Below are 12,683 nucleotides of genomic sequence, written 5' to 3'. Positions count from 1 at the left end.
AAACCAGCCTGCGGGCTGGTTTTTTGTTGCTGCTTTTGTTTTAGTGACTCTTAAGTTAAAAGCGAGCGTTGACCATTTGGAAGGTTTTGTAACCGCCCGTGAGGTTACGCACCTTAAAGCCGTGTTGAGTGAGCATGCGATAAGCAACATGTCCACGTAAACCAACCTGACAGAATACCAATAACTCTTTGTCTTTTGGAAGCTCATTAAGTCGGTCACGCAGTTGTGGCAGTGGCATATTCATCGCGCCATCAATAGCCCCTGCAGTGGTTAATTCACCAGGATTGCGAATATCGACGATGATTTGATTTGCACTTAAGTTAACGAAATCTTGAGTGTGACAAATCTGTTCATCACCTAACAATACGTTTGCAGCCACCATACCCGCTTGGTTAACCACATCGCGCGCCGAACCAAATGGCGGTGCATAGGTCAGCTCAAGGTCGGCTAAGTCATATACTGTCATACCAGCACGTTGCGCCACGGCTAGCACGTCAATTCGCTTGTCTACGCCATCTAATCCTGCCGCTTGAGCGCCTAAAATTGTGCCATTATCTGGGCTAAATAACAGTTTCAACGTAATAGGGTGAGCGCCAGGGTAATAACTGGCGTGGCTGGCGGTATGCACATAAATTTTTTCAAATGGAATGGCTTTTTTGAGCAAGGTCTTTTCATTGAGTCCAGTAGACGCTATGGCCATGTCAAATAGCTTACAAATAGCAGTACCCTGAGTGGCGCGATACTTTATATTTGCACCTAACATGTTATCGGCTGCTAAACGCCCTTGTCGGTTAGCGGGCCCCGCAAGTGGGATTAACGTTGGGTTACCAGTGACAAAGTCAGCGGTCTCTATGGCATCACCAACGGCAAAAATATCGGCGTCTGAGGTGCGCATTTCGTCATCAACTCGAATACCACCGAGCAGACCTAACTCAAGGCCGCATGCCGACGCCAGGCTGGTTTCTGGTTTAACACCAATGGCTAAAATCACTAAGTCGGTGGCGAGTGTTGTGTTATCACTTAAGGCTAATTGCAAATGAAAATGTGGTGATAAAGGTTTATCGTAGTCATCCGTGTTGTCTGATTCAGTCAATTGAATAGGGCATTCTGTTATGGCAGCTAGCCCGGTTTTTAAACGTAAATCAACGCCGTTATCCACTAACTTTTGGTGCAGCATATTGGCCATTTCAAGGTCTACGGGGCCCATAACTTGGTCGGCAAGTTCAAGTAAACTGACCTCTAAACCAACATGGCGTAGTGCCTCGACCATTTCTAAACCAATAAATCCACCACCCACAACCGTGGCATGTTTGGGCTTATGCAACATTAAGGTGGATAGGACTTTATCCATATCGGGAATATTACGCAGGCTATGAACAAAGTGGCTATCAATCCCTGGCAGTGGCGGTTTAATTGGTGAGGCACCAGGGCTTAGCAGCAATTTATCATAAGATTCTTGGTAGGTTTCATTGGTTGCAAGATTGCGTACTGTCAGTTGTTTAGCCTGGCGATCAATAGTGATCACTTCGTTTAATACTCGCACATCAACATTAAAGCGCGATTTAAAGCTTTCGGGCGTTTGCAGTAATAGCGCATCTCTTGATTCTATCTCGCCACTAATATGATAAGGCAGGCCACAGTTGGCAAATGATACAAACTCGCCACGTTCTAACATAATAATTTCAGCAGTTTCAGATACTCGTCTTGCTCTTGCTGCTGCAGATGCACCACCGGCAACGCCACCAATAATCACTATTTTTGTCATGCTTTTCTCCAGTAAATCAAGTCATAAAACCGATGTATAATGCGCAATAGGTTTTAGGTAATCGATTCGTTTTGATGTGCTTTTTGACACTCAAAGCACTGGCCATACATATTAAGGCTGTGGTGATGAATGCTCATACCATGATGCTCAGCAGCTAAGCTTAAACGCAGTTCAATTAGCGGGTCGACAAAATCAATGACCTTGCCGCAAGTTAGGCAAATTAAATGATCATGGCGTGGTTTATTGCTGAGCTCGTAAATCGTTTTTTCAGATTCAAGCAAACGACGAGTCACAAGGCCTGCTTGCTCAAAATCAGACATCATCCGGTAAACACTGGTGAGTCCAATGCTCTCACCTTGTGCGTTAATACCTTGATAGATGTTCTCTACTGTTAAATGCTGCTCATCAACTTGGTTGATAAATTCGAGCAATTTACATCTTTGATGAGTTACTTTGAGGCCAGAGTCTTTTAATACTGCTTGCATTAGCCTTACCTATTCACGCCATTACATGTTTACTGTACTGCTGATTTAGTTGATGCTTTTTGTCATCAATGCTTTGCCATTAATTAAGCTATCAACCACCTTGAGCCTTGCGGCTTTCACTAAATTGGCCAGTGTTTGACGAGATACGCCCATCGACTTAGCCGCCTCTTGTTGTTGCATGCCGAGCAAATCAACTAAGCGTAATGCTTCCATTTCGTCCTCTGCTAGAGGCACCTGTTCCAATTGCGTCATTGGAATACCATTAGGTTTAAAGCAAATGTTGGCTGGTTGTCCGCATATGTTTCGGGGTATTTTAGGTCTTGCCATTTGACACCTCATTTTTAGCATATGCTATATATACTGAATGTGGTTCACACATGCAAGCTCTATTGTTTATAGAGTTTGAGATACAAACAGATCTTTGATCTAGCCCATAAATCTGACAACTCTACGATACTGATTTTATCACTGTGCTAAATCAAGCTGGCATTGGGAGTGTTAGTGATGGCTTAGTGATGATATTGATTCTATCCGAGATTATTTTACGCCAAACATTGCAAGCATCTATGAGGCGCCAATTACCAATCCGCCACACTAACAAATCAAATAATGCGGTAATGATTTTAATTATAACGGTGGCTTATAAACTTATAAGCTCCACGTCTCAAGTGCGCCATCTGAGCTTAAGGTTAATAGCTTACCATCAGGTTTCATTACCATTGAAAATACCGTGGTGCCAGCGTTATAGGCGGTGATATCCCAATGAGAAAGCTCTTTTCCTGATGAGGCATCCCAATAGATAACACTTTGTTTTGACGTTGCGGTAATTAAGTTTTTGCCGTGATTGACGAATAACGCCTGACGAAAATAGCGATAGCGTTCAAGGTAATCTAGATGACTTACTGACTGCGTTGTTTGGGTATCGATAATGACATTGTTATCGAGTGCATCGGCAATAAATAAGCGCCGATTAACGTCATCAAAACTCACGCTGGTGATTTGCTGAGGACGTGAGAAACTGCTGATCAACTTACCGTTATAAGCAGCCCAAATATGTACATCACCATCAAGCCCAGTCGATAATACCTGCTGCTCAAAGCCCGAGAGTTCAACATGATTAACTGCGGCGCTGTGTTGTTTAAATAATGACATTGTCATGCTACTTCGTTGTATCACTGTAATTGAACCATCATTCATCCCCACCAAAATAGTGCTGCCTGTTTGGCTTAGAGAAAGGCTCGAAATACTGGCGTCGGGATTGAATCCCTGAGCGGGCCAACGGATATCTAATTTGCCTGTCCCAAGGTTAAAAATGGATATTTTTTGTTTGCCAGCAGTCGCAAGGAATTGTTTGTTACCTGATAACGCCAGCAGATAATTGGTTTCATCAAAGTCATCGTCAGACCATTGATGTAATAGTTGGCTTGTTGCCACATCCCAAATTGATAATGTACGGCTTCTGCCTAATGTAATAGCCATACTGGCATCGTTAGACAGTACGCCATCAATTAGCGTTTCTTGAACAAGTGGTTGAATATTGTCGGAGGTTTTCATCACCTCAGCTTGATTGCAGCCAGAGGCAGTCATCATTATCGTGATTACGGTAATAAAGTACACATTGATTAGTAATCTAGAACCGGCATTAGCTAACAATTTAATTCCCCTATAAGAAAGATGCTTTCAACATAATAACATAGAGGGTTACCGCTGGTTTTAATGGTCTGTCGCTACATGAATAGCGCGACTTTATATTAAAAATGGCATGATTTTTTGATATAGAAAAGTCTGCGTTCAAATTATGCATCTATTAAGAAAAAGCGAATTCAGGCACAATAGCGGCAATTTTGGTAGTAGCACTAGGAACCCACATGACGCAAATAACCCTAACAACGCCAGACGATTGGCACCTTCATTTTCGTGATGGCGATATGCTGCGTGAAACCGTACCTGCTACTGCAAGGTTGTTCAAACGTGCGATTGTAATGCCAAATCTAGTGCCACCTGTGACCAATGCAGGCATGATAGTGGCATACCGTGAACGTATTTTAGCAGCGCGCCCTCAAGGCAGTGACTTTGAACCGCTAATGACGCTGTTTTTAACCAACAACACTAGCGCCCAAGATATTATCGACGCTAAAGCTGCCGGTGTGGTTGCGGCTAAGTTATACCCAGCAGGCGCCACGACTAACTCTGATGCTGCAGTAAAAGCATTAGATGCGTTATTTCCAATATTCGAAGTGATGGCACAGCAAGGTATGTTGCTGCTAGTGCACGGTGAAGTGACCGAGTCGCACATTGATATTTTTGATCGCGAAAAGCTGTTTATTGACCGCTATTTATCTCGCATTGTTGAGGCCATACCTCAGCTTAAAGTGGTGTTTGAGCACATCACCACCAAAGAAGCTGCTGAGTTTGTTACTGAATCTTCAGCCAATGTGGCCGCCACCATTACACCGCAGCATTTACTGTTAAATCGTAATGATTTATTAGTGGGAGGGGTTCGTCCACATAACTTTTGTTTACCAGTATTAAAGCGCAATATTCATCAGCAGGCGTTGCAAGCTGCGGTAGCAACGGGCTCAAGTAAGTTCTTTTTAGGTACAGATTCAGCGCCACATGAAAAACACCGTAAAGAGTCAGCGTGTGGTTGTGCTGGCTGTTACAGCGCCTGGAGTGCGTTAGAGTTATACGCCCAAGTGTTTGATAATCTAGGCGCGCTAGATAAGCTTGAAGGTTTTGCCAGTTTCCATGGCGCGGACTTTTATGGTTTACCACGTAACACAGGTACTGTCACGTTAGTAAAACAAGAGTGGACGGTGCCAGAAGAAATTATTCTGCCAAACGGTAATCCAATAGTGCCATTTTTTGCTGGGCAAACCGTTAATTGGAAAGTGAAAAACACTTAATTGCTGTTAGCATTTACCGGCATTATTGCAGCGGCTAATCCCAATTGGGTTAGCCGTTGCGTTATGGGTAAAGGGTAGGCAGTATTATTCAGGTTTGTGTTGTGCGTCTAGCAGCGCTTCAAATTCAGCTTTAGGTAGAGGTTTGCTAAATAAATAGCCCTGGCCGTAATCGCATTTTAATGCACTTAATAATTGATATTGCTCTTCTGTTTCAATTCCTTCTGCCACTACACTTAAATTTAACCCATGGCCCATCGCAATAGCTGCGCCTACCAACTCTAGATCTCCTGGGTCGACGGTAATGTCGTTAATAAAGCTTTTATCCACTTTTAGTGTGTCAAATGGGTAACTACGCAAATAGCTTAAAGATGAGTAACCTGTACCAAAATCGTCCATAGAAATGCTAACGCCAATATCGTTAATGGCACTTAAATTACTGTTGATTATTTGGTCGCCACTGAGCAATACCCCTTCGGTGACTTCGAGTTCTACACTGCTAGGGTTGATGTGGTATTGGGCTAACAATGATGTAAGTAAATCAACAAATTTGTCTTCTCTAAATTGTTTGGGAGACACATTAATGGCTATTTTAAATTGGCTCATAAAGTGGCTTTGCCAATGGTGAGATGCAGAAAAAGCTTGCTCGATGACAAATTGTCCAATGGGTATGATTAACCCTGTTTGTTCAGCAATAGGGATAAATTCGTCTGGGGAAACATTGCCAAGCTCTGGGTTGTGCCAGCGTAATAAGGCCTCTGCACCAACGATGTTACGGTTTCTAATATCAACCAGTGGTTGAAAATACACTTCTAGTACCATTTCAATTTAGTTATGATCGATTGAGCTACCATTCCAATGGTAGCTCATCGGTCTTTATTAATACTTTCAAAGAACGACTTTCTCTCGGCGTTCGGCTGATCAATTTGTCTGTTTCTAACTTCAAAATTGTCTGATGAACTGTTGGGGCTGAAACACCAAAGTACTTCTGGATATCAGCCTGAGCTGGCGGATACCCATTCACTTTGCTGTAATAATAAATGAAAGCAAGGTATTGGCCTTGCTTCACACTAAATGCGGAATTAATTTTTTTCTCTGTGGGGATCGACATTTTTAAGGCTTTGTGATCAATTATCGTCTTTGATAGATGAGAGTATCATGCCATGAATATCACTTACCTTGTAGAGTTGACCCAAGAAGAACTGCACACCTTAAAGACTTTATTAAGCAAGGGCCTACACAATGCTCGCTTGTTAAAACGAGCCAACATACTGTTGCTTGCAAACCAACATCAACACAGTGATAAAGATATCAGCCAGTTACTCAATACCAGTACCTCTACTATTTACCGAACCAAAAAACGCTTCGTAGAAGAAGGACTGAAGGTCGCACTCGCCGAAGGAAAACGAACAGGGCAACCCAAATTACTCTCAGCTAATGATGATGCAACATTAGTTAGCATTGCTTGTAGCGAGCCACCAGATGGCCGCGCTCGCTGGACATTATCACTCATCGCAGACAGATTAATTACGCTGACAGAGCTTGAAAGCGTATCGCTGGAAACCGTCCGTCAACGGCTTAAAAACAATGAATTAAAACCATGGCAAAAGAAGATGTGGTGTATTGGCGAGTTAGATAGCGACTTCATTGCGCAGATGGAAGAGGTACTTGATATTTATGCAATGCCTGCGGATGAAAAACATCCTGTGGTTAATTTTGATGAAGCAATGAAACAACTGGTGTCACATGTGAAACCGCCCAAATTAGCTTCGCCAGGACACTTAGCTAAAGAAGATTACGAATACCGGCGTGAAGATGTGGCCAATATCTATCTGATGTACGATAGGCATAGAGGCTGGCGACATGCTAAAGCAACAGCAACCAAGAAACGAGAAGACTTTGCAGCGTGTATGCGGGATTTGGTTGATGTTCATTATCCTGATGCCGATAAAATCCACTTGGTTTTAGACAACTACACAACGCACTCCCCAGGCTCTTTATACAAAGCTTATCCAGCAGCAGAAGCTCGGCGTATCTTGAAGAAAATTGAATTTCACTACACCCCAAAACATGCCAGTTGGTTAAATATGGTAGAAATTGAGATAGGCGTGATGAACAGACAATGTTTGGATAGACGAATTGGCACGTGGAATGATCTGCGGCTTTCTCTTAAGGCTTGGGAAACAACCAGGAATAACGAGAAGGCTAGTATTAATTGGATGTTTGATGTAGATAACGCCCGGTCGAAACTCAACCGAGCTTATAAGTTTTTAAACAGTCAGAATTAAATGGAATTAGTACTAGCTTGTTATTTTTTAATGCATTACGCAATTGCTCCTCAAGTTGAAGGCGGCGGTGCATATCATTATTCATTTTATGGGTAAAGAAGGTGTAAGTATTTCTGCCTTGTTCTTTTGAGTGGTACATGGCCGCATCTGCTTGCCTTAGCAACTCTTTTGCATCAACACTGCTGTTAGGGTAGCGCGCAATACCAATACTGATGGTAGATACCAGCTCGCGACTCCCGAGTTTAAAAGGTGTATAAAATTGCTGTAATAATTTATCTGCTGCTATTTCAATATCGGCTTGCTGGTGGATGTCGCTCAGTAAAATAATAAATTCATCACCGCCGAGACGGCCAACAACATCATCACTGCGAACGGTGTTTTGCAGACGGGTGGCTGCTTGAATTAGTAGCTCGTCACCCACAGAGTGCCCTAAGGTGTCGTTTACTTTTTTAAAGTCGTCTAAATCTAAAAATAATACAGCGATTTGGTTATTGGCCTGTTTTGCCTGTTTAAGCATATGAGCCAGCCTGTCGAGCGAAAGTAAACGGTTAGGTAATCCTGTTAAGCTGTCGTAGTGGGCTTGGTGGAGGATTTTTTCTTCTTGTTGCTTATATTGAGTAACGTCTTGTTTCAATGCTAAATAATGTTTTGTCACTCCTGCGTTATCAAAAATAGGTGCAATATGGGCGTGCTCCCAAAATATGTCGCCATTTTTCTTTCTATTTTGCAGCTCGCCTTGCCAAGCGTTACCATCAGCGATGGCCTGCCATAATTCGGTGTATAAGGATTTTGGTGTGAGTCCTGATTTAAGCATGCTAGTGGGTTGCCCTATGACTTCGGCGGCACTGTAGCCCGAGGTTCTCTCAAAGGCGGCGTTAACGTACTCAATTTTACTGTCGGTGTCGGTTAAAATCATCGAGATAGGACTTTGCTCAATGGCTTGCGATAACGTTAGCGCTTGCTCTTCGGCTTGTTTCTGGGCGCTTAAATCAATATCAATACAATACATTTCGGTTTCATTGTCGGTATTGTTGATTAATGTGTGTGAGGAATAAACAGGCACCATAGTGCCATCGGCGTGTTTTAGTAATAACTCTTCAGCAGGGATCGGGGTGCCATCTTCTATCCATGCATTAACATTGTCGATAACGTCTTGCCGATAAGGTTCAGGAATAATCAAGTCTTCAAGTTTTTTACCCAAAGCTTGCTCTTTAGTAAAGCCGTAAAGGTTTTCACTGGCTTTATTCCAAAAAATAACGGTTCTATTTTTATCGTATCCTTGAACTGAAATTGCCGGGATTTGTTCAAAAATATGCCTAAATTTAGATTCGCTAAGTAATAGTTTTTTTTCTGCTTCAATACGCTCAGAGATATCTTTTACAAAGCAGAAAAACATGCCGTTATCACCATCCCAGTAACTTACGCTAACCTCAACATGATAAAGGTGCCCTTGCTTATGCCTATGCATTGAGGTGAAATTTAAACGTTTTTGGTTTTTTGCAATATTGAGGTTATTAGCCGAGAACTGGTGTTTTGTATTGGTTTCTATTTCATTGACAAACATGTTATTAAGCTCAGATATGCTGTAGCCCGTCATGCTTGCAAAGCTCTGATTAGCCTCTACTATCTTCCCCTCAAGTGACGCAATAAAAAAGCCGTCTTGGGCGGTACTAATTATGTTTCTATATGTCGATTCGCTACGCTGTAATTGTTTTTCGATATTCAGTATTTCTGCTAGATCTCGGCTGACGCCTACAACACCTAAAATATCACCCTCTATATTCGTAAACGGTGTTTTTTGGGTGCGATAGATATGTTCAATTCCGTCGGAGCTGCAAATTTTTTCGTCATACACCACGGTCTTATTAAGCTGTAAAACCTGTTTATCATCGGCAATAAATTTCGCGGCTTGTGCGTGTGTAAATAACTCATTGTCAGTACGATTTTTGATTTGATCAATAGTCAGTGTTAACTCGTTAGCAAATGCTTTATTGCAACCTAAGTATTTGCCTTCGGTCGATTTATAGAAAATGAAGTCGGGTATGCCATCAATAATATTTTGCAGTAGATTTTTTTCAGTTTCGAGTAACTGTTTATGGCGTAATAATTCTTGCGCGAGTTTTTGACTGTCGATACGGTGTTTAAGTAATAATCCTAATAAAAAGGACATCGCAGTAAAAACCGTTAATAGTGTTGGGCTGATGGTGGTAACGATAGTGTATCGATCGTCAGTTGGCATTAATAACAAGCAGCAAATCACCATGACTTCAACAATAAAGCTCATGGCGAGAATGTTTTTCCAATTAAGCTTAGTGCTAGTTTGCATTAACCAATAGCGCCAGGACAAACCAACCAACGCACTGGTGACAATAATTAAACTGCCAACATAAACGCCATCACCGCCAAGATACAGCCTAAAGCTCATGGTCAGCAAAGTGGCTATTAGTGTTGGCACAAAACCAAAAAATAACCCGCTTAAACTCAGTAGGATCCAACGAGCATCAAAAAACACCCCTGGGCGAAGTTCCCAAGGGTTACTCATAACGCTTATTGCAATAATGCCAATGAAAATGCCACTAAAGAATGACTTATACCGCGCGGAAGCAAAATTTTGTATTCTAACAGCGTCGAAGATAACAACGAGTGCGAGCAGCAGCACTGCATTATTCATTAAGCTAAAAAAACTCTCCATTTGTTCCCCGCAAGTAAAAGGGTGTGCCATCCATTACACTTAAATTTACCCAATATTAATTCACTAATAATGTTCTTGCTCCGTATTCACCCTCTCTCTGGATTTACGCCGAGCTCTATCTATTGAGTGTAGCCGTAAAATGATTATTAACATGAAATCAGCAAATTTATTTATCGATATTGCTACGTATGGTCATGCCAGTAAAGCTTTTGTTTACAGTACGAGCAGTGAGGATAAAGGCACAAAGGTAGCGTAGGCTACCTTTGTTATTAACATCAGCTGGATTATCGCTTTTAACCAGTAAGAATGATCGCATTCTTGTGCTGGTATAAACACCTTGAGTGAAGTAAAGACCACTCAACAAAGCAGAATCCGTTTTTAGACGAAACCTTATGGTGGTATTTGTTGTTCTGGTTTAATGCCTCAGCCTTACCTAATGGAACAACATTTCGCTGCAAAAATACCCTTGAAATATCAACACGGCCCTAATATTGCTGCTGTGCAAATTAAGTCATGCCAAATGGTCATTTAGCGTTTGGGTTTACGAGAATGGTTTGGCTTGCCTTTATTGGTTGTTGGCTTTTTAGGTTTGCTGCCTCTGCCTTGCATAAAGTGTTCAGGGCCTTCAATTTTGTCGCGCAAACTTTTTAAAGGTTTCTTTTTGGCTTTTTGAGGGGCTTTTTTCACTTCAGAAGATGAATGCTCAATTAATTTCATTAAGGTGCTGAGCTCTTGCTCGTCTAAATCGCGCCATTCGCCAATGGGTAATCCTTTAAGTGACACATTCATAATCGATTGGCGTTCAAGCTTGGTGACTTCATAGTTGAAGTATTCACACATGCGGCGAATTTGGCGGTTAAGGCCTTGGACTAACACAATTTTAAAGGCGTAGGTTGAAACCTGCTCAACCTTACACTTTTTGGTCACTACACCCAATATCGGTACACCAGCGGCCATTCCTTTAATAAAATCATCGGTGATAGGTTTGTTAACGGTAACCACGTATTCTTTGTCGTGGTTATTGCCCGCGCGCAAAATTTTATTCACTAAATCGCCATTGTTGGTTAAAAATATCAACCCTTGCGAGTCTTTATCTAGACGACCAATCGGGAAAATCCGTTCGCTGTGGTTAACAAAATCGACAATGTTATCGCGCTCGGTGCTTTCTGTTGTGCTCACAATACCGACAGGCTTGTTTAAGGCAATAAACACTAAATCTGCTTCGTCACGCGGTTCAATGTCCTGGCCATTCACTTTTACTTTGTCACCAAAACTTACCGTGTCGCCAATTTTTGCGCGTTTGCCGTTAATAAATACATTACCTTGCTCTATAAAGCGATCGGCTTCTCTGCGCGAGCAGATCCCGCTCTCGCTGATGTATTTATTTAAACGGGTTGCAGATTCACTCATAGCGGTTCCTTTATCAACATAAACGCGCTGCAATGGCAGGCTTAATCGGCGCAGATAATAGCATAAACTGTTTTATTTTGTCTGTTGAAACCCTAGCATTAATGGCTATAAATCAAAGCCCATTTGCGCGGTCGCGTCTTGATGTTGTGCCAGTAAGTTGATGTCGTTAAGTGGGGTGGGGCTATCGATCAGCTGTTGCTGTAATAACCGATATAAATCGACGGCTAATTGAGGTGCATGGTGATTGTCTGGGGTGTGAATAAACAAGTAGGGCTGTTTGCCCTGAGCTATCCATAATGGCAGTTTTTTCAGCCAATTTTGAAAAAAATGCACATTGGCTTCAGCTTGCGGGTGACCAATAAAGCGTACTACCGGATGTTGAGCCGTGGCGATGGCATGCACTGGCACTTTGGGCTTTTTTTGATGGGCATCAATAACGGCTTCGGATGTTGGCGGCGCAGCAAATACTGGCCGAGTATCCATAATAATGCGGTTGCACTGATGACTAATAAGCAAGCGGTTAAGGTCTCGCTCAGCATCGCCTTTGGCAAAAAAAGCTGGGTGACGAACCTCTACGCCATAGGTTAACCCTTGAGGCACTTGTGTTAAAAACTGGGCTAATACGGGCAGATGTTGTGGACCAAAACTGGCCGGTAATTGAATTTTCCACATGCCTGTTACGTCGAGTAATGGCGCCATTACCGAGAAAAATTGTGTTAATGCGGGGCCTGCATTGTGCAGTTTTAGCTCGTGTGTAATGTGTTTAGGTAGTTTAAAGGTAAAGCGAAAATCTTGATTGACAGCGGCGCGCCATATTTTGGCCTGTGTTATCGATGGCGTAGCGTAAAAGGTGGTATTACCCTCAACCGTATTAAAAATGTCAGCATAACGACTTAAACGTTGGCTGGGGTCATTATTGCCATACACACTGTGTTGCCAATGGTTTTGTGACCACATGGCTAGCCCCAGTCTTATAGGAGGGGATAGTTGGGCTGAATTAAGTGTATGTATCGTCAAAATGCCCTCTAGATAAGAACGGTTTTTGCCTTGTTGATGACAAAAATGGTTTTAACGGCTTAAAAAGTAATATTTAGTTATTTTGTCTATATCTAATCAGTTTATCCATCTGATAAAATTAGC

General features: G+C 42.2%; 11 protein-coding genes. 2 read left to right on the top strand and 9 right to left on the bottom strand.

All coding sequences use genetic code 11. From position 1 onward, the window contains the following. Positions 1-55 precede the first annotated feature (55 nt). The 4 genes from K8B83_RS20405 to K8B83_RS20390 form a co-directional block, all read right to left on the bottom strand. A complete protein-coding gene (locus K8B83_RS20405; RefSeq protein ID WP_188738218.1) occupies positions 56-1,765 on the bottom strand; it encodes an FAD-dependent oxidoreductase in 1,710 nt (569 codons plus the stop codon). Between the two features lie 53 nt (positions 1,766-1,818). Next, complete coding sequence (locus K8B83_RS20400; protein WP_188738216.1) at positions 1,819-2,250, bottom strand: transcriptional repressor; 432 nt, start codon at positions 2,248-2,250, stop codon at positions 1,819-1,821. Between the two features lie 45 nt (positions 2,251-2,295). Continuing rightward, positions 2,296-2,577: a DUF134 domain-containing protein gene (locus K8B83_RS20395; RefSeq protein WP_188738213.1), complete on the bottom strand. Its 282-nt coding sequence runs from the start codon at positions 2,575-2,577 to the stop codon at positions 2,296-2,298. Positions 2,578-2,898: 321 nt separating this feature from the next. Beyond that, positions 2,899-3,903: a WD40 repeat domain-containing protein gene (locus tag K8B83_RS20390; RefSeq protein WP_223418776.1), complete on the bottom strand. Its 1,005-nt coding sequence runs from the start codon at positions 3,901-3,903 to the stop codon at positions 2,899-2,901. Between the two features lie 215 nt (positions 3,904-4,118). Here K8B83_RS20390 and pyrC point away from each other — a divergent pair, with 215 nt between their 5' ends. Beyond that, on the top strand, positions 4,119-5,156 hold the full coding sequence (gene pyrC, locus K8B83_RS20385; protein WP_188738211.1) for a dihydroorotase: 1,038 nt from the start codon (positions 4,119-4,121) through the stop codon (positions 5,154-5,156). A gap of 84 nt (positions 5,157-5,240) precedes the next feature. On the opposite strand, the gene K8B83_RS20380 is transcribed toward pyrC, so the two are convergent. Together K8B83_RS20380 and K8B83_RS20375 are read right to left on the bottom strand one after the other, a co-directional pair. Continuing rightward, a complete protein-coding gene (locus tag K8B83_RS20380) occupies positions 5,241-5,963 on the bottom strand; it encodes a putative bifunctional diguanylate cyclase/phosphodiesterase (protein WP_263283561.1) in 723 nt (240 codons plus the stop codon). Between the two features lie 37 nt (positions 5,964-6,000). Then, complete coding sequence (locus tag K8B83_RS20375; protein ID WP_223418192.1) at positions 6,001-6,264, bottom strand: LexA family protein; 264 nt, start codon at positions 6,262-6,264, stop codon at positions 6,001-6,003. 52 nt (positions 6,265-6,316) lie between these two features. On the opposite strand from K8B83_RS20375, the gene K8B83_RS20370 reads away from it, so the two are divergent. Then, positions 6,317-7,441 (top strand): IS630 family transposase, encoded by a 1,125-nt coding sequence (locus K8B83_RS20370; RefSeq protein WP_223418185.1) that lies wholly within the window; start codon positions 6,317-6,319, stop codon positions 7,439-7,441. On the opposite strand, the gene K8B83_RS20365 is transcribed toward K8B83_RS20370, so the two are convergent. The 3 genes from K8B83_RS20365 to K8B83_RS20355 all read right to left on the bottom strand — a co-directional run bounded on the left by K8B83_RS20365 (position 7,404) and on the right by K8B83_RS20355 (position 12,500). Then, positions 7,404-10,112, bottom strand: a complete 2,709-nt coding sequence (locus tag K8B83_RS20365; protein WP_223420124.1) for a PAS domain S-box protein — start codon at positions 10,110-10,112, stop codon at positions 7,404-7,406. The two genes, K8B83_RS20370 and K8B83_RS20365, sit on opposite strands and share 38 nt — an antisense overlap. 549 nt (positions 10,113-10,661) lie before the next feature. Next, complete coding sequence (rluF, locus tag K8B83_RS20360; RefSeq protein ID WP_188738207.1) at positions 10,662-11,543, bottom strand: 23S rRNA pseudouridine(2604) synthase RluF; 882 nt, start codon at positions 11,541-11,543, stop codon at positions 10,662-10,664. A 105-nt stretch (positions 11,544-11,648) separates the two neighbouring features. Next, a complete protein-coding gene (locus K8B83_RS20355; protein WP_188738205.1) occupies positions 11,649-12,500 on the bottom strand; it encodes a DUF72 domain-containing protein in 852 nt (283 codons plus the stop codon). Positions 12,501-12,683 lie beyond the last annotated feature (183 nt).

The organism is Shewanella inventionis (assembly GCF_019931735.1).
In the GTDB taxonomy this organism is placed as follows: Bacteria; Pseudomonadota; Gammaproteobacteria; order Enterobacterales; family Shewanellaceae; genus Shewanella; species Shewanella inventionis.
The sequence above is the reverse complement of the archived record's forward strand: the minus strand, read 5'-3'. Positions and strand labels throughout refer to the sequence as shown.